Source organism: Terrabacter sp. Root181 (assembly GCF_001428505.1).
Lineage (GTDB): Bacteria > Actinomycetota > Actinomycetes > Actinomycetales > Dermatophilaceae > Terrabacter.
This window is the reverse complement of record NZ_LMHU01000009.1, coordinates 187,118-208,215: the sequence shown is the minus strand read 5'-3', so window position 1 is coordinate 208,215 and position 21,098 is coordinate 187,118. Positions and strand designations below refer to the sequence as shown.

Annotated in this window: 23 protein-coding genes; 13 read left to right on the top strand and 10 right to left on the bottom strand. The window is 72.2% G+C overall.

Annotated elements, in window-relative coordinates; translation table 11 throughout:
* Window positions 1-4: 4 nt before the first annotated feature.
* The 5 genes from ASD90_RS19205 to ASD90_RS19185 all read left to right on the top strand — a co-directional run bounded on the left by ASD90_RS19205 (window position 5) and on the right by ASD90_RS19185 (window position 4,123).
* Window positions 5-631 (top strand): TetR family transcriptional regulator, encoded by a 627-nt coding sequence (locus ASD90_RS19205; RefSeq protein ID WP_056759984.1) that lies wholly within the window; start codon window positions 5-7, stop codon window positions 629-631.
* Between the two features lie 10 nt (window positions 632-641).
* Window positions 642-1,403 (top strand): ABC transporter ATP-binding protein, encoded by a 762-nt coding sequence (locus ASD90_RS19200; protein WP_056759982.1) that lies wholly within the window; start codon window positions 642-644, stop codon window positions 1,401-1,403.
* Window positions 1,400-2,134, top strand: a complete 735-nt coding sequence (locus ASD90_RS19195; RefSeq protein ID WP_056759980.1) for an ABC transporter permease — start codon at window positions 1,400-1,402, stop codon at window positions 2,132-2,134. The genes ASD90_RS19200 and ASD90_RS19195 overlap by 4 nt, the downstream gene beginning before the upstream one ends.
* 173 nt (window positions 2,135-2,307) lie before the next feature.
* Window positions 2,308-3,237: a Ppx/GppA phosphatase family protein gene (locus tag ASD90_RS19190; RefSeq protein WP_056759978.1), complete on the top strand. Its 930-nt coding sequence runs from the start codon at window positions 2,308-2,310 to the stop codon at window positions 3,235-3,237.
* An 88-nt stretch (window positions 3,238-3,325) separates the two neighbouring features.
* The gene (locus tag ASD90_RS19185; protein ID WP_056759976.1) at window positions 3,326-4,123 is read left to right on the top strand and encodes a sugar phosphate isomerase/epimerase; all 798 of its coding nucleotides are present in this window, start codon (window positions 3,326-3,328) and stop codon (window positions 4,121-4,123) included.
* 105 nt (window positions 4,124-4,228) lie between these two features.
* Here the strand turns inward: ASD90_RS19185 and ASD90_RS19180 are convergent, their stop codons facing one another.
* The 3 genes from ASD90_RS19180 to ASD90_RS19170 form a co-directional block, all read right to left on the bottom strand.
* A complete protein-coding gene (locus ASD90_RS19180) occupies window positions 4,229-4,993 on the bottom strand; it encodes an SDR family oxidoreductase (RefSeq protein ID WP_056759974.1) in 765 nt (254 codons plus the stop codon).
* A gap of 153 nt (window positions 4,994-5,146) precedes the next feature.
* Window positions 5,147-6,373, bottom strand: coding sequence for an acetyl-CoA hydrolase/transferase family protein (locus tag ASD90_RS19175; protein WP_056759972.1), 1,227 nt, complete (start codon window positions 6,371-6,373; stop codon window positions 5,147-5,149).
* Between the two features lie 121 nt (window positions 6,374-6,494).
* Window positions 6,495-7,469: a Ku protein gene (locus tag ASD90_RS19170; RefSeq protein ID WP_056759970.1), complete on the bottom strand. Its 975-nt coding sequence runs from the start codon at window positions 7,467-7,469 to the stop codon at window positions 6,495-6,497.
* Window positions 7,470-7,487: 18 nt separating this feature from the next.
* Between ASD90_RS19170 and ligD (ASD90_RS19165) the strand changes: the two genes are divergently transcribed.
* Both ligD (ASD90_RS19165) and ligD (ASD90_RS19160) read left to right on the top strand, forming a co-directional pair.
* Window positions 7,488-8,435 (top strand): non-homologous end-joining DNA ligase, encoded by a 948-nt coding sequence (gene ligD / locus ASD90_RS19165; protein WP_056759968.1) that lies wholly within the window; start codon window positions 7,488-7,490, stop codon window positions 8,433-8,435.
* Window positions 8,435-9,319 (top strand): non-homologous end-joining DNA ligase, encoded by an 885-nt coding sequence (gene ligD / locus ASD90_RS19160; protein WP_056759966.1) that lies wholly within the window; start codon window positions 8,435-8,437, stop codon window positions 9,317-9,319. The genes ligD (ASD90_RS19165) and ligD (ASD90_RS19160) overlap by 1 nt, the downstream gene beginning before the upstream one ends.
* Before the next feature lie 233 nt (window positions 9,320-9,552).
* Here the strand turns inward: ligD (ASD90_RS19160) and ASD90_RS19155 are convergent, their stop codons facing one another.
* Both ASD90_RS19155 and ASD90_RS19150 read right to left on the bottom strand, forming a co-directional pair.
* On the bottom strand, window positions 9,553-9,885 hold the full coding sequence (locus ASD90_RS19155) for an Lsr2 family protein (protein WP_056759964.1): 333 nt from the start codon (window positions 9,883-9,885) through the stop codon (window positions 9,553-9,555).
* 198 nt (window positions 9,886-10,083) lie between these two features.
* Complete coding sequence (locus tag ASD90_RS19150; protein ID WP_056759962.1) at window positions 10,084-10,290, bottom strand: hypothetical protein; 207 nt, start codon at window positions 10,288-10,290, stop codon at window positions 10,084-10,086.
* Between the two features lie 71 nt (window positions 10,291-10,361).
* Here ASD90_RS19150 and radA point away from each other — a divergent pair, with 71 nt between their 5' ends.
* From radA to ASD90_RS19135, 3 genes are read left to right on the top strand one after another with little or no spacing between them, the layout of a single operon-like run.
* A complete protein-coding gene (gene radA, locus ASD90_RS19145; protein ID WP_056759960.1) occupies window positions 10,362-11,777 on the top strand; it encodes a DNA repair protein RadA in 1,416 nt (471 codons plus the stop codon).
* A gap of 55 nt (window positions 11,778-11,832) precedes the next feature.
* Window positions 11,833-12,909, top strand: a complete 1,077-nt coding sequence (gene disA / locus ASD90_RS19140) for a DNA integrity scanning diadenylate cyclase DisA (protein WP_056759959.1) — start codon at window positions 11,833-11,835, stop codon at window positions 12,907-12,909.
* Window positions 12,910-12,932: 23 nt separating this feature from the next.
* Window positions 12,933-13,826, top strand: coding sequence for an A/G-specific adenine glycosylase (locus tag ASD90_RS19135; RefSeq protein WP_056759957.1), 894 nt, complete (start codon window positions 12,933-12,935; stop codon window positions 13,824-13,826).
* A 116-nt stretch (window positions 13,827-13,942) separates the two neighbouring features.
* On the opposite strand, the gene ASD90_RS19130 is transcribed toward ASD90_RS19135, so the two are convergent.
* Window positions 13,943-14,332, bottom strand: coding sequence for a PPOX class F420-dependent oxidoreductase (locus ASD90_RS19130; RefSeq protein ID WP_304437904.1), 390 nt, complete (start codon window positions 14,330-14,332; stop codon window positions 13,943-13,945).
* Between the two features lie 109 nt (window positions 14,333-14,441).
* Here ASD90_RS19130 and ASD90_RS19125 point away from each other — a divergent pair, with 109 nt between their 5' ends.
* The 3 genes from ASD90_RS19125 to ASD90_RS19115 are packed head-to-tail and all read left to right on the top strand — an operon-like array spanning window position 14,442 to window position 16,973.
* The gene (locus tag ASD90_RS19125) at window positions 14,442-15,236 is read left to right on the top strand and encodes an ABC-2 family transporter protein (protein WP_056759955.1); all 795 of its coding nucleotides are present in this window, start codon (window positions 14,442-14,444) and stop codon (window positions 15,234-15,236) included.
* 1 nt (window position 15,237) lies between these two features.
* Window positions 15,238-16,044 carry an ABC transporter permease gene (locus ASD90_RS19120; RefSeq protein ID WP_369793633.1) on the top strand — a complete coding sequence of 269 codons (807 nt, stop codon included), beginning with the start codon at window positions 15,238-15,240 and terminating at the stop codon, window positions 16,042-16,044.
* Window positions 16,041-16,973 (top strand): ATP-binding cassette domain-containing protein, encoded by a 933-nt coding sequence (locus tag ASD90_RS19115; protein ID WP_056759952.1) that lies wholly within the window; start codon window positions 16,041-16,043, stop codon window positions 16,971-16,973. Before ASD90_RS19120 ends, ASD90_RS19115 begins: the two co-directional genes overlap by 4 nt.
* Window positions 16,974-17,051: 78 nt before the next feature.
* Here ASD90_RS19115 and ASD90_RS19110 read toward each other — a convergent pair whose 3' ends face one another.
* The 4 genes from ASD90_RS19110 to ASD90_RS19095 form a co-directional block, all read right to left on the bottom strand.
* Window positions 17,052-17,558, bottom strand: coding sequence for an amino-acid N-acetyltransferase (locus ASD90_RS19110; protein ID WP_056759951.1), 507 nt, complete (start codon window positions 17,556-17,558; stop codon window positions 17,052-17,054).
* The gene (locus tag ASD90_RS19105) at window positions 17,555-18,703 is read right to left on the bottom strand and encodes an LCP family protein (protein WP_157623234.1); all 1,149 of its coding nucleotides are present in this window, start codon (window positions 18,701-18,703) and stop codon (window positions 17,555-17,557) included. Before ASD90_RS19105 ends, ASD90_RS19110 begins: the two co-directional genes overlap by 4 nt.
* A 133-nt stretch (window positions 18,704-18,836) precedes the next feature.
* Complete coding sequence (locus ASD90_RS19100) at window positions 18,837-20,168, bottom strand: FtsX-like permease family protein (RefSeq protein ID WP_056759946.1); 1,332 nt, start codon at window positions 20,166-20,168, stop codon at window positions 18,837-18,839.
* Complete coding sequence (locus ASD90_RS19095) at window positions 20,165-21,058, bottom strand: ABC transporter ATP-binding protein (RefSeq protein ID WP_235506801.1); 894 nt, start codon at window positions 21,056-21,058, stop codon at window positions 20,165-20,167. Before ASD90_RS19095 ends, ASD90_RS19100 begins: the two co-directional genes overlap by 4 nt.
* Window positions 21,059-21,098 lie beyond the last annotated feature (40 nt).

Here is a 21,098-nt window from a genome sequence, read left to right as displayed (position 1 = left end):
GGGCATGACGTCGAGGGCGAGCAGCGAGGCGACGCCGAAGGGGCGCGGACGTCGCCCGGGCGGCGTCGACACGCGCGCCGCCATCGTCGACGCCGCGCGAAAGTCCTTTGCCGCCAAGGGCTACGACAAGGCGAGCATGCGTGGCATCGCTCGCGAGGCGGGCGTCGACCCGGCCCTCGTGCACCACTACTTCGAGGGCAAGGCGGCGCTCTTCGCGGAGACGCTCGACGTGCCGGTCAACCCCGCCGAGCTCATCGAACGGATCACGGCGGGCGACGTCGACCGGCTCGGCTGGCGGATCGTCGAGACGTTCCTGACGGTGTGGGAGCCTCCGGAGCGGCGCGACGCCCTCGTGGCCCTCGTGCGTTCGAGCATGACGAGCGAGGAGGCCGCGCGGATGCTGCGGGAGTTCCTCGGGCGGGAGGTGTTCGGACGCATCGCGGCGAGCACGGGCGCGGCCGACCCGCAGCTGCGTGGCGCCCTCGCCGCGTCGCAGATGATCGGGCTCGTCGTGGCGCGCTACGTCATCCGGGTGCCGGCGATGGCCGAGGCGACGCGCGAGGAGCTCGTCGAGCGGATCGGCCCGGTGCTCCAGCACCATCTCGTGGACAGGCTGCCCGAGCAGGAGTAGATTTCATCACATGATGAATAACAGTGGTCCGGCGGTCGCCGTGAGCGGCCTGCAGGTCGTGCGCGGGAAGCGCCGCGTGATCCCGGACCTCGACCTCGAGATCCCCGCCGGCCAGGTGGTGGGCCTGCTCGGGCCGTCCGGCTCGGGCAAGTCCACGCTCATGCGCTGCATCGTCGGCGTGCAGATCATCGAGTCGGGCACCGTGACCGTGCTCGGCCATCCGGCAGGCTCGCCCGTGCTGCGCGACCGCGTCGGCTACGTCACCCAGAGCCCCAGCGTCTACGCCGACCTCAGCGTCCGCGACAACGTCGTCTACTTCGGCCGCGCGGTCGGCCTGCGCGGGACCGAGCTGCGCGAGGCCGTCGACCGCACGCTCTCCGAGGTCGACCTCGTCTCCTACGCCGACCAGCTCGTCCAGGACCTCTCGGGCGGCCAGGAGTCACGCGTCTCCCTCGCCGCCGCGCTCGTCGGCCGCCCCAGCCTGCTCGTCCTCGACGAGCCGACCGTCGGCCTCGACCCGGTGCTGCGCCGCGACCTGTGGGAGCTCTTCCGCCACCTCGCCGAACGCGGGCACTCGCTCGTCGTGTCGAGCCACGTCATGGACGAGGCCACCCGCTGCGACCGGCTCGTCCTCCTGCGGGAGGGTCACGTCCTCGCCGACGTCACGCCCGCCGAGCTGCTCCAGCAGACCGGGGCCGTCGACGCCGACGCCGCCTTCCTCGCCCTCATCGACGCCGAGACCACCCGGTCCGGGGAGAGGAGCGCGTCGTGAACGCCGGGCTCACCGCTGCCACCTCGGGCCGCGTCCTGCGCCAGGTGCGCACCGACCACCGCACCATCGGGCTCATCATCATCGTGCCGTGCGTCCTGCTCGGCCTGCTCGCGTGGATCTACAACGGGACGCGGGTCTTCGACGCGATCGGCCCGGCCCTGCTCGGGGTCTTCCCGATGGTCGTCATGTTCATCGTCACGTCGGTCGCGACCCTGCGCGAGCGCCAGTCCGGCACCCTCGAGCGCCTGCTCACCACACCGATGGGCAAGGGCGACTTCATGCTCGGGTATGCCGTCGCGTTCGGAGCGCTCGCCGTCGTGCAGGCCGTGATCGCAACGGGATTCGCCGTCTGGGTGTGCGGCCTCGGCGTCGCCGGGCCGGTGTGGCTGCTCGTCGTCGTCGCCGTCTTCGACGCCGTCCTCGGCACCGCGCTCGGGCTGCTCGCGAGCGGCTTCGCGCGCACCGAGTTCCAGGCCGTGCAGTTCATGCCGGCGTTCCTCCTGCCGCAGTTCCTGCTCTGTGGGCTGCTCATCCCGCGCGACCAGCTGCCGACCGTCCTCGAGTGGGTGAGCAACGTCCTGCCGCTGTCCTACGCCGTCGACGCGATGAAGGAGATCGCGCGCAACCCCGACCCCGTGACCGCGGTGCTCGGCGACCTCGGCATCGTCGCGGCCTTCATCGGCGGGGCCCTCGCCCTCGCCTCGCTCACCCTGAGCCGCCGCTCCGCCTGACGGGCCCACCCCGCAACACGGCATACGCCCCCTCGCCCCGCTTCCCCCACCGAACGCAGCGTTCGGTCGCGAACTCAGCGTTCTGCCAACGCGTTCGCCGCCGAGGGCCGCGTTCGGTGGGGAAGGGAGTCGGGGCTCGAGGGGGCCGGAGGTCGCGGCACTAGGGTTGGGGCATGCGCCTGGGCGTCATCGACATCGGGTCCAACACGGTCCACCTCCTCGTCGTCGACGCACACCCCGGCGCGCAGCCGCTGCCGGCGTTCTCGCACAAGACCGAGCTGCGCCTGTCGGAGAGCCTCGAGGCCGACGGAAGGGTCAGCGACTCGACGGCCGACCGGCTCGTCGCCTTCATCCTCGAGTGCCTCGGGGTCGCCGAGGACCAGGGCGTCAGCGACCTCTTCGCCTTCGCCACGTCGGCGCTGCGCGAGTCGCCGAACGGTGACGTCGTCATCGAGCGCGTGCGCGCCGAGACCGGCGTGGAGCTCGAGGCGCTCAGCGGCGCCGACGAGGCGCGCATGACCTTCCTCGCGGTGCGTCGCTGGTTCGGCTGGTCGAGCGGGCGCCTGCTCGTCGTCGACATCGGCGGCGGGTCGCTCGAGCTGGCGAGCGGTCTCGACGAGGAGCCGGACGTCGCGCTCAGCCTGCCGCTGGGAGCCGGACGCCTGACCCGCGAGCGCCTGCCCGGGGACCCGCCGAGCGTGGCCGCCGCGCGCGAGCTGCGCGCTCACGTCCGCTCGGCCCTCGCCGAGCACGTGCGCCCCCTGCTGACGTCCGGCAGCCCCGACCGCGCGGTCGGCACCTCCAAGACGATGCGATCGCTGGCCCGCATCGCCGGTGCCGCGCCGCGCGCCGACGGCCAATTCGTGCCGCGCACCCTGTCGCGCGACGACCTCCACGCGATCGTGAACAGGCTCGCGGGCCTCGACACGGCCGCGCGCGCGACCCTGCCCGGGGTCTCCGAGGGCCGCGCCCGCCAGCTCTACGCCGGCGCGCTCGTCGCCGAGGCGGCGCTCGACCTGCTCCAGGTCGAGCAGCTCGACATCTGCCCGTGGGCCCTGCGCGAGGGCCTCATCCTCCGGCGGCTCGACCACCTCATCTCGTGACGCACCCGCCCCGCCCGCCGCACCTGCCCCGCCCGCCGCACCCGGACCGGCCCGCGGCCGCCCTGGGACGGTGGCGCAGAATGGCCGCATGACCATCCGGGTCGGACTGTCGACCGCCTCGCTCTACCCCGACAACGCGGCGACCGCCTTCGCGACCGCTGCGCGGCTCGGCTACGACGCGATCGAGGTCATGGTCTGGACCGATCCGGTCACGCAGGAGGCGGGGGCCCTGCGGGCGCTGTCGGAGCTGCACGCCCTGCCGATCGTCTCGGTGCACGCGCCGACCCTGCTCCTGACCCAGCGCGTGTGGGGCACCGACCCGTGGGGCAAGGTCGACCGCTCGATCGACCTCGCGCTCGAGGTCGGCGCGGGCACCGTCGTCCTGCACCCGCCCTTCCGCTGGCAGCGGGAGTATGCCGCCGGGTTCGTCGACGGGGTGGCCCTGCGTGAGCACGAGTCGGGCATCAAACTCGCGGTGGAGAACATGTACCCCTGGCGCACGGCGCGACGCGAGGTGATGGCCTACCTCCCGCACTGGGACCCGGTCGCCCAGCCCTACGACAACGTGACGCTCGACCTCTCGCACACCGCGACAGCCGGGTCCGACGCGCTCGCCATGGCACGGGGGCTGGGCGAGCGGCTGGCGCACCTGCACCTCGCCGACGGTCTGGGCTCGTTCCTCGACGAGCACCTCGTGCCGGGGCGTGGAGCCGAGCCGTGCGGGGCCGTGCTCGAGCACCTGGCCGACAGCGGCTGGGTCGGCGACGTCGTCGTCGAGGTGTCGACGCGCAAGGTGGGACGCGAGCAGCGGGAGGTCGACCTCGCCGAGGCGCTGGCCTTCGCGAGGCTCTCCCTCGTGCCGACCCGCGGAGCCAGCCGCATCTGACGCCCCCACCTCGCAACACACCGAGAAGGTCGCAACACACCGGCACCCGATCCCGGTGCGTCGTGACCTTCTCGGTGTGTTTTGCCCGGGGCGACGATCGGATGGTCAGTCGGCGGACGGGCGCCAGCCACGCGGGCGCACCGACACCATGTCGACGCTCGCATCGGGCCCGGCGTCGATCGCGAGGCGTGCGGCCCGCACGACCGAGTCGACGTCGAGGTAGGAGTCCGCGTCGTACTCCGCGCCCTCGAACTCGACGAGCTCGTGCTGCATGTCCGTGTCGACGCGGCCGGGGTGCAGCGACGTGACCCGGACGCCGTGCTCGCGCTCCTCCTGACGCAGCGAGTCGCTGAACGCGCGGAGGGCGAACTTCGAGGCGCAGTAGGCGCCAGAGGCCGGCGTCGCCGTGAGGCCCGACCCGGAGTTGATGGTGACGACGAGGCCGTGGGCGGTGCGCAGCGCGGGCAGGAGGGCCTGCGTGACGGCCGCGACGGCGACGACGTTGACGGTCATCGAGTCGGCCCAGTCCTGGACCGGCGAGTCGGCGACCGTGCCGTTGCGCAGGACGCCGGCCGAGTGGACGAGCACCTCGACGCGGGGGAGGTGACGCACGATGGAGTCGAGCGCGGTCGCGAGCGACCCGCCGGGGGAGCAGTCGGCCAGGTCGGCGATGAACCCCTCGGCCGAGGGGAGGGATGCGACGACGTGGGCGACCGAGTCGGCGCTGCGACCACCGATGACGAGGTGGTGTGTCGGCGCCAGGTCCCGGGCGATGGCGAGCCCGATGCCGCGCGTCCCACCCGTGACCACCGCGACCGGCCGGCGGTCCGGGTTGGTTGCGCGGGCGTCGGACAGGGGCGCAGGGCTCATGGCGCCACCCTACGAGCCCACCCCCACTCGAGTGAGCGCGCAGCCTCACGATCCGGGGTGCCGGTGTGGAGGGGCGCTCACTCGACGGGGAGGGTGGGGGCTGACTCGCAGAGGGAGGCGACGGCATACGCCATCGGTCGGGCGGGCGGGAGGTCAGGCGAGGCCGAGGGCCTGCGCCTCCTCCCACAGGTCGTCGCGGACGCGCGGGTGGGCGCACTTCTCGATGATGTCGTGGCACTGGTCCTTCTCGCTGCGGCCCCACAGCGGCGCGACGCCCAGCTCGGTGACGATGGCGCTCTGCTGGAAGCTCGTCACCGGCTCGTCGAGCAGCGGGACGATCGTCGACACGTCGGCCCGCGGGTGCCATGAGCGCAGCGCGATGAACGACTGGCCACCTGCGGAGTGCAGCGCGCCGACGATGAAGTCGGTCTGTCCGCCGAAGCCGGAGTGGATGCGGGCGTTGATGCGCGAGGCGTTGGCCTGCCCGAAGAGGTCGACCTCGAGCGCGGTGTTCACCGACGTCATCTGCCGCTGCGAGGCGATGAGACCGGGGTCGTTCGTCTTCTCGGTGCGCATCATCCGGACGCGCGGGTTGCCGTCGAGCCAGGCGTAGAGGTCGGTCGAGCCGAAGCTGAACGACGTGACGAGCGGGTGGTCCGGGTCGAGCGCGCCGGCCTCGTCGAGCGCGAGGACGCCGTCGGAGAACATCTCGGTCCACATCCGGATACCGCGGCGCGAGGTGAGGGCCGAGAGGGTCGCGTCGGGCACCGCGCCGATGCCGAGCTGCATCGTGGCGCCGTCCTGGACCATGGCGGCCACGCGCTCGCCGATGAGACGGCTCTCGGGGTCGGGCTCCGTCGCGGCGTGCGAGGGCATGGGCGCGTCGACCTCGACGAGCAGGTCGACGTGCTCGAGCGGCACCTGCGCGTCACCGAAGGTGTAGGGCATCTGCGGGTTGACGACCGCCACGACGAGCCCACCACGGGCCCGGCACGCCTCGAGGGCGGCAGGGAGGACGTTGACCTCGAGCCCCATGCTCACCTGGCCGTCGCGCGGGGGCGCGCAGTGCAGCAGGACGGCGTCGGGTGGCAGCGCCCGGTCGTAGAGCAGCGGCACGAGCGAGAGACGCGACGGCACGTAGCGCAGCCGCGGGTGCCGACGCATACCCGGGCCGACGAAGCACGTCTCGACGGTCACGCCGTCGCGGTCGGGCAGCCCCGCGGGCGCGTTGAGCGCGTGGAGCACGTAGGTCGGCTGGGCCGCGTCGAGCGCCCGGACCGCCTCCCACGGGACCGCCATGTTGCCGCTGACGACGACACGAGGGTTCTCCGGGAGCGCTCGAAGCCGTTGGGTGAGCTCGTCGATCGTCGCCGTTCGCACCCCTTCATCCTCGCGCGGCGCGTGCCGCGGCGAGGGCGTATGCCGTCCGACGTGACCAACGTCGCTCGGCGGGGGCGACGAGAGGCGAGTGGCGAGCGACGAATGGCGAGCGGCCGAGGGGTCAGCTGGCCTTCTTGGCGGCGGTCTTCTTCGTCGTGGTCTTGGCGGCGGACTTCTTGGCCGTCGTCTTGCTGGCGGCGGTCTTCTTCGTCGTCGCCTTGGCGGTGCTCTTCGATGCGGACTTCGCCGCCGTCTTCGACGCGGTCTTCTTCGCCGGCCCGTCGGCCGACGATCCGGACTCGTCGGAGGACCCACCGGTCCTGGCCGCCTTGGCCTTGTCGACGCTGCGCTGCAGGGCGGCGAGCAGGTCGACGACCTCGGTCTCCTCGCCCTTGGCCTCGGGCGTCTCGGTGATGTCGCCGCCTTCGATCTTCGTCGCGACGAGCTGGGTCACGGCCTCGGCGTAGTCGTCCTCGAACTCCTCGGGCTCGTAGTCGCCCGACAGGGAGTCGACGAGCGAGGAGGCCATCGCGAGCTCCTTCGCCGTCGCGTGCGTCTCCTCCGACAGCGACTCGAACTCGGGGGCGCGCACCTCGTCGGCCCAGAGCAGCGTCTGGAGCACGATGACGCCGTCGCGCACACGGAGCACGGCGAGGGTCATGCGGGTGCGCACCGACACGGTGACGAGCGCCATCCGGTCGGCCTTCTCGAGGGCGTCGCGCAGCAGCACGTACGGCTTGAGGCCGGTCTTGTCGGGCTCGAGGTAGTAGCTCTTGTCGAAGAGCAGCGGGTCGATCTGCTCGGACGGCACGAACTTCTCGATCGAGATCTCCTTCGTCGACCGCGTCGGGAGGCTCTTGAGGTCCTCGTCGGTCAGCACGACCATCTGGCCGTCGGCGGCCTCGTAGCCCTTGGCGATGTCGGCGTAGGGCACCTCCTCGCCGTCGATCGAGCAGACGCGTTGGTACTTGATGCGGCCGCCGTCCTTCTCGTGGACCTGCCGGAACTGCACGTCGTGGTTCTCGGTCGCCGAAAAGAGTCGGACCGGCACATTGACGAGGCCGAACGACACGGCGCCTTTCCAGATGGCTCGCATGAGAACAAGAATGCACCCATGCGCCCCATGCTCGCGACGCCCACGACGACCATTCCGGTCGGCGACCGCTGGCAGCACGAGGTCAAGTGGGACGGCATGCGGGTGCTGGCCGACGTCGTGGACGGCGAGATCCGCCTCTTCTCCCGCACGGAACGCGACGTCACCGTGGCCTTCCCCGAGCTGCGGGGGCTCGCCGACGAGTACGCCGACATGCTCCTGGACGGCGAGATCGTCTCGATGCGCGACGGCGTGCCGTCGTTCGCCGCGATGGCCGAGCGCTTCCACGTCACCGATGCGCGCCGGGCGACGATGCTCGCCGAGGCCGCGCCCGTCACCCTGATGACCTTCGACCTGTTGCGGCTCTACGGCGTCGACCTCATGCCGCGCACCTGGTCCGACCGGCGCGCCACCCTCGAGCGGCTCGAGCTGGCGGGCCCCCGGTGGCAGACGCCGCCGACGTTCGGCGACGGGGTGACGCTCCACGCCGCGACGAAGGAGCAGGGCCTCGAGGGCATCGTGTCCAAGCGTGTCGACTCGGTCTACGTGCCCGGCCTCCGGTCGCCCCACTGGCTCAAGTCTCCCCACCGCGGCACCGTGTCCGTCGTCATCGGCGGGTGGCGCCCGGAGTCCACGGGCACCGTGTCCCGCCGCCTCGGCGCGGTCCTCGTCGGCGTCCCCGGCCCGGGTGGCCTGCGCTACCTGGGACGCGTCGGCTCGGGCCTCGCGGGCAAGACCGGACAGGCCCTGATGCGTGACCTCCAGACCCTCACCTCCGCCGAGTCCCCTTTTGCCACAGACGTCCCCGCCGAGGACGCGAACGGCGCGACGTGGGTGCACCCGGTCCTCGTCGCCGACGTGCAGTCGCTGGGACTGAGCAGTCAGGGGAGACTGCGCCAGCCGGCATACAAGGGCCTGCGCAGCGACCTCACCCCCGGTGACGTCGACGACCACGGGGACGGTGAGTGATGCCCTACGAGGCGCCGAAGGTGACCGTCGAGGTCGACGGACGGCGGATGAGGCTGTCGAGCCTCGAGAAGGTGATGTACCCGAAGGCCGGCACGACCAAGGCCCAGGTCATCGACTACTACGCGCGCATCGCGCCGGTGATCCTCCCGCACCTGCGCGACCGTGCCGTCACGCGAATCCGCTTCCCGCACGGGGTGGGCGACATGCAGTTCTTCGAGAAGAACATCCCCGCCGGCACCCCGTCGTGGATCCGCCGCGCGGGACGCGACCCCGTCTTCCCGCTCATCGACGACCTCGCCGGGCTGACGTTCTTCGCCAACCTCAACTCCCTCGAGCTGCACGTGCACCAGTGGCGCTACGCGGGGGAGGGGCGCGACGCGGAGGCGCTGAAACCCGACCGTCTCGTCATCGACCTCGACCCCGGGCCGGGGACCGGCCTGCACGAGTGCGCCCGCGTCGCGCTCGTCGTGCGCGAACGGCTCGGCCGCATCGGGCTCGACACGGTCCCGGTGACCAGCGGCAGCAAGGGTCTCCAGCTGTATGCCGTCCTGCCCGGGGCGCACACGAGCGACGAGATCCGCGACACCGTGCAGCAGCTCGCGCAGGAGCTGACCAAGGCCCACCCAGACCTCATCGTGTGGAAGATGGCCAAGGAGCTGCGCCCGGGCAAGATCTTCCTCGACTGGAGCCAGAACGTCGCCGCCAAGACGACGGTCTGCCCGTACTCCCTTCGCGGACGAGACCGTCCGACCGTGGCGGCGCCCCGCTCGTGGGACGAGATCGAGTCGGGCGCCGACGGCGGAGAGCTCGAGCAGCTGACGGCCGACGAGGTCCTCGACCGGGTGGCGCTTGACGGCGACCTCGCCGCCGAGATCAGCGCCTGAGGCGTCCACGGCCCGCGGCCGCCCCAGCCGCAGCAGTCAGGCGACGCACATGTGCACGTGGCCGTCGTGGACAGGCTCGAGGAGGTCGTATGCCGTGTGGTGGCCCGGGTGCCCACGGCGGGGTGTGCCCGCCGGAGAGAGCGCAAGGGACGTGACGGCATACGCCCTCGGAGCATGCGAGAGGGCCCGGCACGTGGAGTGCCGGGCCCTCTGACTGCGTCGGTGACCGGAGGTCAGTGCGCCTTGTCGTAGGCCGCCTGGACGTCGGCCGAGATGCGGCCGCGGTCCGAGACCGTGTGGCCGTTGGCGCGGGCCCACTCGCGGACCGCACCGAGGTCGCTCCGCTTTGCCGTGCTCGCGCCGGCCCGACGACGCGAGGCGGCCTTGGCTGCACCCGCCCGACGTGCATGGCCCGTCCACGTCGCGAAGTCATCGCGAAGCTTGCGGGCATTCTTGTCGGACAGGTCGATCTCGTACGAGACGCCATCCAGGGCGAAGGTCACCGTCTCGGCAGCCTTTCCACCGTCGATGTCGTCGATCAACACCACTTCGACACGCTGAGCCATGTTTCTCCATCTGAAGTTGTCTGCTATTCGGAGGGGATTCCGCGAATGCGCGACTCGCGGGCAGCATCAATTTAGCGCGAAGAGCCCGCAATTGCATTTCCTTCGAAAGCAATGGCGCGCATCGATAGGTAAAAGAGATGCGCCAAACTGTGCCGGAATGACAGAAAAGCCCCTGTCCGTGCCGTGTGCGGCGAACTGTCAGCGCTCCGTCGTCGGGGTCACGGAGTCGGCCTCGGTCGAGGTTTCGGCGGCCTTCGCCCGGCGGTCGTGCTCGGACTCCCACCGGGCCTGGGCGAGGCGCTCGCGACGGTCTCCTTCGAGGATGCTCTTGATGACGAAGTAGAAGAGGACGCCCACACCGACCGTCGGGACGATGGCGAGCACATAGGGCATGACCGATTCCATGCCGACATTTTCTCACGCCGCCACGCCCGCCCCTCACGAGCGGTGTCGCACCCCGGCCCTACGGTCATGCCATGGCTACAAGGACGACGACCCGACGCACGCCCGGCTTCCGCTGCGGTGAGTGCGGGTGGACCACCGCCAAGTGGGTCGGCCGCTGCGGTGAGTGCCAGGCCTGGGGCACGGTGGCCGAGACGGGTGCGCCCGCGGCCGCTCGCACCACCGCCGCCTCCGTCGTGACCCCGGCGCTGCGCATCGCCGACGTCGACGTGACGCGCGCGGCCGCCAGACCGACGGGCGTGGCGGAGTTCGACCGCGTCCTCGGTGGCGGCCTCGTGCCGGGCGGCGTGGTCCTCGTCGCCGGTGAGCCCGGCGTCGGCAAGTCGACGCTGCTCCTCGACGTCGCCGCGCGCGCGGCCCGTTCGGGCTCCGAGGTCCTCTACATCAGCGGTGAGGAGTCGGCTGCGCAGGTGCGCACCCGCGCCGAGCGCATCTCGGCGATGGCCGACACGCTCTACCTCGCCGCCGAGACCGACCTCGCCACCGTGCTCGGCCACGTCGAGGCGCGCGCGCCCGGACTGCTCGTCGTCGACTCCGTGCAGACCATCGCCAGTGCCGACGTCGAGGGCCAGGCCGGCAACGTCTCGCAGGTGCGTGAGGTGGCCGGTGCCCTCATAGCGGCCGCCAAGGCGCGCGGCATCGCGGTCCTCCTCGTCGGACACGTGACCAAGGACGGCTCGATCGCCGGTCCCCGCGTCCTCGAGCACCTCGTCGACGTCGTCATCCAGTTCGAGGGCGACCGACACTCGCGGCTGCGCCTCGTGCGCGCCGTCAAGAACCGCTTCGGGCCGACCGACGAGGTCGGCTGCTTCGACCTGTCCGACGTCGGCATCACCGGGCTGGCCGACCCGAGCGGGCTGTTCCTGTCGACCCGCGACCACGCGGTGCCGGGCACGTGCGTCACCGTGACCCTCGAGGGCCGACGCCCGCTCGTGGCCGAGGTGCAGGCGCTCGTCGCGACCTCGACGCTGCCGTCACCCCGGCGCACGTCCAGCGGGCTCGACGCCTCTCGGCTCGCGATGATCATCGCCGTCCTCGACAAGCGCGCCGGGGCGCCGGTGGGCTCGCGAGACATCTTCGCGGCCACCGTCGGAGGGGTGCGCATCACCGAGCCGGCCGCCGACCTCGCCATCGTCTGCGCCGTCGCCTCGTCCGTCATCGACAAGCCCCTCGCCACCGACGTCGTCGCCTTCGGGGAGGTGGGGCTGGCCGGTGAGGTGCGACGCGTCACGGGCCTCGACCGCCGCCTGGCCGAGGCGGCCCGGCTCGGCTTCCGGCACGCCCTCGTGCCCGCCGGCAGCCTCACCGACTCGTCCGTGCCCTCCGGGATCCGTGCCGTCGAGGTCGCCGACGTCCCGAGGGCCATCGAGGCGATGGGACGCCTCGCCGGTGGACGGTCAACGAACGCACCGGCCGTCGGCACCGTCTAGACTGCGACCGACCGGGGTGGACGCGCTCGGCGCCCCCATTGCGAACAGGGAAGTGATGGACCGGAACGACGAGCTGCTGCTGCGTGCGGCCCTCGCCGCCGTGGCACCCGGAACGGAGCTGCGCGACAGTCTCGAACGCATCCTCCGTGGACGCACCGGAGCCCTCATCGTGCTCGGTTTCGACCGCGTGGTCGACTCGATCTGCACGGGCGGCTTCGTGCTCGACATGGAGTTCTCGGCGACGCGCGTGCGCGAGCTGTGCAAGATGGACGGCGCCGTCGTGCTCGACCGTGAGGGCACCCGCATCCTGCGCGCCGCGACCCAGCTCGTGCCCGACTCGCGCATCGAGACCACCGAGTCCGGCACGCGCCACCGCACCGCCGAGCGGGTGGCCAAGCAGACCGGCTTCCCCGTCATCTCGGTCAGCCAGTCGATGGGCGTCGTCGCGCTCTACGTCGGCGACCTGCGCCACGTCATCGAGGGCTCGCCCACGACGCTCTCGCGCGCCGACCAGGCGCTGCAGACCCTCGAGCGCTACAAGGCGCGCCTCGACGAGGTCACGGGCACGCTGTCGGCGCTCGAGATCGAGGACCTCGTGACCATCCGCGACGTCACCGCGGTGCTCCAGCGCCTCGAGATGGTGCGGCGCATCTCGGCCGAGATCCAGGACTACGTCGTCGAGCTCGGCACCGACGGGCGCCTGCTCAGCCTGCAGCTCGAGGAGCTCGTCGGCGGCCTCGGCAACGACCGCGAGCTCGTCATCCGCGACTACCTCCCGGCGACCAAGTCCGGGCTCAGCCTCGGCGACGCCCTCGCCAACCTCCAGGCCCTCAACTCCGTCGAGCTGCTCGACCTCGCCGCGGGCGCCCGGGCCGTCGGCTTCTCCGTCGTCGGCGACAGCCTCGACGCCCCCGTGTCGCCGCAGGGCTACCGCCTCCTGACCAAGGTGCCGCGTCTGCCCACCGCGATCGTCGACCGGCTCGTGTCGCACTTCGAGTCGCTCCAGCGTCTGCTCGCCGCCGGCATCGAGGACCTCATGCTCGTCGAGGGCGTCGGCGAGGGACGGGCCCGCGCCGTGCGCGAGGGCCTCTCGCGACTCGCCGAGTCGAGCATCCTCGAGCGTTACGTCTGACCGGCTCTGCCGCCGCTTGCCGTATGCCGTCCCGTGAGGTCCCGCTGTCGCTGCTCCACGAGCGCGTCAACGGGTGGTACGCCGAGGCCGGGCGCCAGCACCTGCCGTGGCGCGAGCCCGACTGCAGCCCCTGGGGCGTCTTCCTCTCCGAGGTGATGTCGCAGCAGACGCCGCTCGCGCGGGTCGAGCCGATCTGGCGCGAGTGGATGGAGCGGTGGCCGACGCCGGCCGACCTCGCGGCCGCTGCGCCGGGAGATGCCGTGCGGGCCTGGGGACGGCTCGGCTACCCGCGCCGGGCCCTCCGGCTGCACGAGGCGGCAGGGGTGATGGTCGAGCTCCACGGCGGCGAGGTGCCGGACACGCCCGAGGGGCTGCTGGCCCTTCCCGGGGTCGGTGCCTACACGGCCGCAGCGGTGTCGTGCTTCGCCTTCGGCATCCCCGAGGTCGTCGTCGACACCAACGTCCGGCGTGTGCTGGCCCGCACCCTCGAGGGCAAGGCCTTCCCGAACCTCACGCTCAACCGGGCCGAGGCACGGCTGGCCGCGGACTCGATGCCCGCCGACCGCGCGACCGCGAACACGTGGAACGTCGCCGTGATGGAGCTCGGTGCCCTCGTCTGCGTGGCACGAGGTCCGCGCTGCGACGAGTGTCCGATCGCCGACCTGTGCGCGTGGAACGTCGCCGGTCGGCCGGCCTACGACGGACCGCCCCGGCGCGGCCAGTCCTGGCACGGGACCGACCGTCAGGTCCGGGGCGAGCTGCTGCGCCGCCTGCGCGACGCCCACGCGGCGCTCCCGCTCTCGCGTCTGGAGGACTCCGCCGACGACCGGGTGCAGGTCATGCGCTGTCTCGACTCGCTCGTGGCCGACGGTCTCGTCGAACCCCTGTCCCGCAACCGCTTCAGCCTCCCCACCTGACGGACTCTCCTTCCCGCCCCGACCACCCTCGAGAGCGTGGGACGCAGCGCCCAGTCGACTGTGACCAGGCGCTCACCCGAGGCGGCGGGGGCTCGGTCGAGGGGACGGGCGGGCGTTCAGAGGTTGCCGAGGACGGACCGCACGTCGACGGCGATCACCACGCGCTCGGGGTTGGGGCGAGGCTCGCGGTAGCGGGCGGCATACCGCTGCTCGGCATCGGCCACGGACGCCGGGTCGTCGAGGACGCGCGCCGTGCCCTGGAGCGAGAGCCAGTGGCGGCCGTCGACCTGACAGAGCACGGCCGGGCAGCCGGCAAGGGCGTTGCGCGCCTTGCGGCTGCCCCGGCTGGTGATGACCCGGGCGATCGACGTCTCCGGGTCCCACGTGAACCCGACGGGCACGACGTGCGGCGAGCCGTCCGGTCGCAGCGTCGTCAACGTGGCGAGGTGGCGCACCGACATGAACTCGAGGGCGGCAGAGGACAGGTTACGGGGAGGGGTCGCCACCCGGGCCAGACTACGAGACGCCGTGTCCGGCGGTCCCGGACGTGTCCCGTTGAAGCCGAGCCGGCTCCTCGGTAGCGTGGCCCCTTGTGCCTGCCCTCGTCCGACCGTCGTGAAGACCTTCTGGCTGCTCGTCCGAGCCGGCTTCAGGAGGCACTCGACGTACCGGTTGGCGCTCCTCGCCGGGATGACGACGAACTCCGTCTTCGGTTTCATCCGCGCCTCGATCCTGCTCGCAGCGCTCGCCTCGGCGGGCACGGCCATCGGCGGCTACGACGCTCCCACGACGATCGCGTTCGTCTGGTGGGGTCAGGCGCTGCTCGGCACGGTCAACCTGTGGGGATTCGCCGAGGTCAAGGACCGGGTGCGCACGGGTGACATCGCCGTCGACTTCCTGAGGCCCGTCAATCCCCAGATGGCTTATCTCGCAGGCGATCTCGGACGGGCGGGCATCAACCTCGTCGGTCGCGGCCTGCCTGCCCTCCTGCTCGGTGCGCTCCTCTTCGACATGGCCTGGCCGCCGTCCGCCGTCAGCTGGGCCTCGGGCGCGGTGTCGGTCCTGCTCGCGGTCGTCGTCGCCTTCGCCGGCAACTTCGTCATCAACCTGCTCGCGTTCTGGCTCGTCGAGATCCGCGGCATCACGCTCCTGTGGATGATCACGGGTGGCCTGCTCTGCGGTCTCTACCTGCCCGTGCCGTGGTTCCCGGACTGGCTGCGCACCATCGCCAACTGGTCGCCCTTCCCGTCGATGCTGCAGAACCCGATCGACATCCTGGCCGGTCGCGTGGTCGGGGTCGACATCGTGTCGGCGGTCGGGGTGCAGGTCTTCTGGGCCGCCTCGCTGCTCGTCCTCGGCCAGGTCGTGCTGCGCGCCGGTCGCCGCCGTCTGGAGGTGCAGGGTGGCTGAGGTGACGCTCTCCCAGCGGCTGCGCCCCTACCGGGTGCTGCTCGCCTCCCGTGCCCGCGCGCAGATGCAGTACCGCGCCTCGTTCGTCACCGACATCCTCGGAACCGTCGGCGTCGGTCTCGCCGAGTTCGCGGAGGTGTGGGTGATCTTCCACAACGTCGACGTGCTCGGCGGGCTCGACTTCACCGCGGCCCTGCTCGTCTTCGCCCTGTCCAACCTGGCGTTCTCGCTCGCCGACATGTTCGTCGGTCACCTCGACCAGCTGCCGCGCTACATCCGCGCCGGTCAGGTCGATGCCTTCTACGTCCGTCCGCTGCCGCTGCTGGCCCAGCTCATGACGAGCGACCTGTCGCTCCGGAGAGTCGGGCGCCTGTCCGTGGCACTCGTCGCCCTCACCGTCGCACTGACGACCGCCGACATCACCTGGTCGGCGGAGACCGTGGCGCTCATCGTGCTGAGCGTCGTCAGCGGCACCGCGATCTTCTCGGCCCTCTTCACCGCCGCGGGCGGCCTCCAGTTCTTCCTCGTGGACGGCGCCGAGTTCACCAACGCCTTCACCTACGGCGGGTCGTATGCCGCCCAGCAGAGTCAGCAGGTCTTCCCCGACCCGCTCCGCATCTTCTGGACGTTCGTCGTGCCGACGGCGTTCGTCGCCTACATCCCGGCGGTCGCGATCCTCGACATCGAGGACCCTCTCGCGCCCACCTGGCTCGCCTGGCTCACACCCCTGGCCGCACTGCTGGCCTGGGGCATCGCGGCGGCGTGCTGGCGACTCGGGACCCGTCACTACCAAGGAGCAGGCGGATGAGCATCATCGAGACCCGCGACCTCGTGCGCGACTTCAAGAAGACGCGCGCCGTCGACCGGATGACCTTCTCGGTCGAGCCCGGTGAGGCGGTCGGCTACATCGGCGCCAACGGCGCCGGCAAGTCGACGACGATCAAGATGCTGACCGGCATCCTCAAGCCGACGTCCGGGCACGTGCGCACGTGCGGGCTCGACCCGATGCGCCAGCGGGTGGAGGTCGCGCGTCGCGTCGGGGTGGTCTTCGGCCAGCGCTCGCAGCTGTGGTGGGACCTGCCGCTCCGCGACTCGTTCGCGATCCTCGGGGCGATCCACCGGATGGACGAGCCGTCGACCCGGGCCCGCACCGACGTGCTCGTCGAGCAGCTCGAGATGGGGCCGCAGCTGGGCACGGCGGTGCGCTCGCTCTCGCTCGGCCAGCGGATGCGGGCCGAGATCGCCGCCGCGCTGCTGCACTCGCCGGAGCTGCTCGTCCTCGACGAGCCGACGATCGGTCTGGACGTGCTGTCCAAGCAGCGGCTGCGTGAGTTCCTCGTGGCCGAACGTCGGGAGCAGGGCACCACCCTGCTCCTGACGACGCACGACATGGGCGACATCGAACGGCTCTGCGACCGGGTCCTCGTCGTCGACCACGGCCGGCTCGCGTTCGACGGCACGTTGACCGGCCTCGCCGGCACGGTCGGCGCTCAGCGCATCCTCGTCATCGACCTGGCGCAGCCGACACCCGACCTCGCCGACGTCCCCGGCGCGACCCTGGTCGAGAGCGAGTCGGACGGGCTGCGCCAACGGCTCTCCTTCGACGCCGAGGCCACGACGGTGGCAGCCGTGCTCGCCCACGTGTCCTCGCGCCACGAGGTGCGCGACCTGACGATCGAGGAGCCCGACATCGAGGACGTCGTCCGGCGCATCTACGCGGCCTCCGGTCGCGGCTGACGTCAGCGTAGAGAGACCACGTCCCCGCTTCGTCGCCTTTCGACGGTGGGGAGGGGGCCGGACGTGGCCTCTCGACGGTCAGAGGGCGCGGAGCATCCGGGTGTTGCCGAGGGTGTTGGGCTTGACGCGCTCGAGGTCGAGGAACTCGGCGACACCCTCGTCGTAGGAGCGCAGCAGCTCGGCGTACACGTCCATCGGGACGGCCTGGCCCTCGATGACCTCGAAGCCGTGCCGGACGAAGAAGTCCGTCTCGAAGGTCAGGCAGAAGAGCCGCTCGACACCGATCTCCCGCGCGTCCTGCACGAGCTCCTCGAGCAGCCGGCCACCGAGGCCGGTGCCGAGCTGGTCGGGGGCGACGGCCAGGGTACGGATCTCGGCGAGGTCCTCCCACATGACGTGCAGCGCGCCGCAGCCGACGACGCGACCGTCGAGCTCGGCGACCCGGAACTCCTGGAGGCTCTCGAAGTACGTCACAGCCTCCTTGCTGACGAGCACCCGGCGCTCGGCCAGCGGCGCCACGAGGGCCCGGATGGCACGGACGTCGGAGGTCCGGGCCCGCCGGATCACGGGAGTGTCGCCGCTCACGAGAGGTTCCCGTCGCGGAACTCGGCGAAGAGGCTGCGCGCCTGGTTGCCGAGGACGACGATCGACTGCTGGCCCGCCCAGCCGAAGGCCCCCTGGGCGACCCCCCGTCCCACCTTGAGCGGGCTCAGCTGGTGCAGGCCTGCGGTGAAGGTGAGGATCTGCTCGGCCGAGAGGTTGCTCTTCCCGACCTTGCTGAAGCTCGTCAACGCCGACGGGATCGCGATCGGCCCGGCGAGCTTGGCCTTGATCGCCGCGGCCAGGATGACCTCACCCTGGTGTCGAGACCTGCCGAAGTCCCCGTCGGGCAGGGTCTTTCGCTCGCGTGCGTAGGCGAGTGCCTCGGCGCCTGACAGCGTCTGGGCGCCCGCCTTGATGACGAGGTTCTTGGCGTGCGATGCCACCACGGTCTTCGGGATGACGATGGGGACGCCGCCCTCGGCGTCGACGATCTTCTTGAAGCCGCTGAAGCCGAGCACGACGTAGCCCTCGAGGGGCAGTCCCGTCACGGACCGCACGGTGCTCACCTGGGCGCGCGGGCCGCCGAACACCATGGCCGAGTTGATCTTGCCCTTGCCGCCGGTCGACAGGGGGACCCACAGGTCGCGGGCCATGCCCATGACACCGCCGCCGCCCTTGCCGTCGACGCCGATGACCTGGAGCACGTCGGCGCGGGTGCGCTCGAGAGGCTGGCCCTTGCGAGCGTCGGACCCGATGGCGAGCACCCAGCGCGGGCCACCGCCGAGGCTCGGCGTCGGCACCCCCAGGGACGGCCACCAGCCGCCGACGACCTTCCACGTCGGTCCGACGGCCAGGGTCACGTCGTCGCCGGCGGTGACCACGGCGACGGGCGTGCCCATCCACGACCCCACCTTCGCCGTGGCGTCGACCGAACCCGTCGCGGCCTTGCGCGTCGTGAGCGCCTTCGCCGCGGTGGGGGAGGACGTATGCGTGAGGTCGCCTCCGGCATACAGGGTGGAGACGAGCGCGGCGAGCGGCGCAGGCGCCCCGCTGACGTGGACACCCGAGGTCGCGGAGCCGGATCCCGACGGGCTTCCCTCGGACGAGGAGGCGGGGCCCGACGACGCGCCGGGACTGCTCGGGGCGCCGCTCGAGCACCCGGCGAGCGCCAGGGCTGAGACCGTCACCGCCGACCCGACGCGCACCACGACGGACCTGTGAGCACGCGCCGGACGACGGACGACGGACGGGGTCACGGGCGGGTCCACGGGGTCGGCGGGGCGGTGCTCTGAGATCACCGCCCCACCGTAGACGAACCGTTCATGCGACGCGGGACGCCGTCCGCACGAGCGACCGCGATGCCAGCACGGAGGCCAGGACGACCGCCCCGGCGACGGCCGACGTCACGACGAACCGCACGACGAGGGCCCCGTCGAGAGCGCTCGAGAAGGGCAGCATGAGCACGAGCACGAAGCCGGCCGACAGGGCGATCGTCATCGCCAGGGGCAGCGCGACCTCGAGGGCGCGGGCACGGTGCAGCGAGCGCTCGCTCGTGCCGGCGAGGGCCAGTGCGCGGTACTGCTCGCGCTGGTCGAGGACCCGGGCTGCCTGGACGACGCCCGTCGACGTCGCACCGACGATGGTGATGATGACGAGCGTGACGAGCGCGCCCGTGCCGAGGTCGTCGGCGAGGTAGCGCTCGAGCGGCGTCGTGGGGTCGTCGACCGAGGCGAGGCTGGTGAACCCCACGATGACGACGGCGAGGCCGAGGGCGCCCACGGCGCGCCACGTGCTCTTCGGGTCGTCGGCGATGCGCCTCGCTGCGAGCAGGCTCGCGGCGGTGGGGGCGAGTCGGGCTGCGACGCGGCCGGCCACCATGACGACCCACGGGCCGACGGCGTTGACGGCGAGGATCATCGCGCCGAGGACGAGCACGATCGTCATCCGCTGCGGCTCCTTCATCGGGGTGATGACGAGCATCCAGGCGGCCCCGGCAGCCAGCGCGAGGACCACGCGCAGGACGCTGAGGCGCTTCGGGCTCGTGCGCGCCGCGACGCCGAGCGGGCTGATCGCGACCCGTGCGAGGCTCGACGCGCCGGACACGATCGCCACGACGACGACGGCGGCGACCACGGCGAGCGTCTGCCCGAGGGGCAGCACGAGTTCGCGCAGCTCGAACGGCCGGCCCTGGAAGCTCAGCCGGGCCACGAGCGGGAGGACCGCGAGGTAGACGACGACGCCGGCCAGCGCGCCGAGGACGGCCTGGGCCGCGGCCTCGGCGAGCGTCATGAGCGTGACCTGTCCGGACGTGGCCCCGGCGAGCCGGAGCGCGGCGAGGCGCTGGTCGCGGCGGGCGATGGCGAGGCGCGCGGCGACGCCGCCGAGAGTGAGGATGGGGATGACCATGCACGTCGTCGCGATCCAGGCGAGCGTCACGTAGAGGTTGCCGAGCGCTGCCTCGTCGGACAGACGGCCCTCGAGTCCCCCGGGCGGGAGCGGGTTGCGCGCCTCGAAGGCCCGGAGCCCCGCGACGCAGACGAGCAGGGCCGCCGTCGCCACGGCGAACGAGACGACCGCGAGGACCCCGGGCACGCGGTTGTCCGCCGCTCCCGCGCGACGGAGTCGCCACCACAGACCGGTCGCAGCCCTCATCGCGCCACCACCGCAGCCGGATCGGCCGGGTCGACAGCGTCGACAGCGTCGGCTGCGTCGGCCTCGGCGGCGATGCGACCGTCGCGGACGCGGACGACCCCGTGGCACCAACGGGCGACGTTCTGGTCGTGGGTCACGACGACGAGGGAGGCGCCGGTGTGCGTCGCGAGCTGCGTCAGGTGGTGCATCACCTCGGCGCTCGTCGTCTGGTCGAGCGCACCGGTCGGCTCGTCGGCGAAGACGACGCCGGGACGGGCGACGAGCGCGCGGGCGATGGCCACCCGCTGGGCCTGCCCTCCCGAGAGCTCGCCCGGGCGGCGCTTCTCCAGGCCGGAGAGACCGAGGGGTGGGAAGAGGGCCGCCGCTCGTGCCGTGGCCTCCGAGCGGGACGTGCCGCCCAGCATGAGCGGCAGGGCGACGTTCTCGATCGCCGGCAGCTCGGGCAGCAGCATCCCCTGCTGGAAGACGAAGCCGAAGTCCTCACGGCGCAGCACCGTCCGCTCGCGGTCGGACATGCGTGCGATGTCGCGGCCGCGCCACAGCACCTGGCCGCCCGTCGGTCGCAGGATGCCGGCGAGGACGTGCAGCAACGTCGTCTTGCCCGAGCCGGACGGACCCATGACGGCGAGGCTCTCGCCGGCCCGGATCGTCAGGTCGACACCGCCCAGCGCCGGCGGACCCGCGGAGGCCGAGCGTCCGTAGGTCATCACGAGGCCGCGGGCCACGAGGTCGCTCCCGGGGTCGCCGCCGGGGTCGCGGCCGGAGTCGCGCCCGGGGCTGCGCCCGGCGTAGACCGCCGGCGCAGGCGACGGGACGGGCGGGGCGAGCGAGGGGGAGGTCGGGCGCTCGGGGGCACCGGCCGGCATACGGGACGGGTCGTAGTAGCTCATGGACCCACCCTCGTCGCGGCGGGACCGGCCGCACATCGGG

Excerpts from the sequence above, each read along its gene's own strand:
- radA (WP_056759960.1), top strand. The coding sequence starts at position 10,362 with ATGGCTACAAGGACGACGACCCGACGCACGCCCGGCTTCCGCTGCGGT.
- ASD90_RS19135 (WP_056759957.1), top strand. The coding sequence starts at position 12,933 with ATGCCGTCCCGTGAGGTCCCGCTGTCGCTGCTCCACGAGCGCGTCAAC.
- ASD90_RS19170 (WP_056759970.1), bottom strand. The coding sequence starts at position 7,469 with ATGCGAGCCATCTGGAAAGGCGCCGTGTCGTTCGGCCTCGTCAATGTG.
- ASD90_RS19095 (WP_235506801.1), bottom strand. The coding sequence starts at position 21,058 with ATGAGCTACTACGACCCGTCCCGTATGCCGGCCGGTGCCCCCGAGCGC.
- ASD90_RS19185 (WP_056759976.1), top strand. The coding sequence starts at position 3,326 with ATGACCATCCGGGTCGGACTGTCGACCGCCTCGCTCTACCCCGACAAC.
- ligD (WP_056759966.1), top strand. The coding sequence starts at position 8,435 with ATGCCCTACGAGGCGCCGAAGGTGACCGTCGAGGTCGACGGACGGCGG.
- ASD90_RS19150 (WP_056759962.1), bottom strand. The coding sequence starts at position 10,290 with ATGGAATCGGTCATGCCCTATGTGCTCGCCATCGTCCCGACGGTCGGT.
- ASD90_RS19190 (WP_056759978.1), top strand. The coding sequence starts at position 2,308 with ATGCGCCTGGGCGTCATCGACATCGGGTCCAACACGGTCCACCTCCTC.
- ASD90_RS19115 (WP_056759952.1), top strand. The coding sequence starts at position 16,041 with ATGAGCATCATCGAGACCCGCGACCTCGTGCGCGACTTCAAGAAGACG.
- disA (WP_056759959.1), top strand. The coding sequence starts at position 11,833 with ATGGACCGGAACGACGAGCTGCTGCTGCGTGCGGCCCTCGCCGCCGTG.
- ASD90_RS19155 (WP_056759964.1), bottom strand. The coding sequence starts at position 9,885 with ATGGCTCAGCGTGTCGAAGTGGTGTTGATCGACGACATCGACGGTGGA.
- ligD (WP_056759968.1), top strand. The coding sequence starts at position 7,488 with ATGCGCCCCATGCTCGCGACGCCCACGACGACCATTCCGGTCGGCGAC.
- ASD90_RS19180 (WP_056759974.1), bottom strand. The coding sequence starts at position 4,993 with ATGAGCCCTGCGCCCCTGTCCGACGCCCGCGCAACCAACCCGGACCGC.
- ASD90_RS19200 (WP_056759982.1), top strand. The coding sequence starts at position 642 with ATGATGAATAACAGTGGTCCGGCGGTCGCCGTGAGCGGCCTGCAGGTC.
- ASD90_RS19100 (WP_056759946.1), bottom strand. The coding sequence starts at position 20,168 with ATGAGGGCTGCGACCGGTCTGTGGTGGCGACTCCGTCGCGCGGGAGCG.
- ASD90_RS19205 (WP_056759984.1), top strand. The coding sequence starts at position 5 with ATGACGTCGAGGGCGAGCAGCGAGGCGACGCCGAAGGGGCGCGGACGT.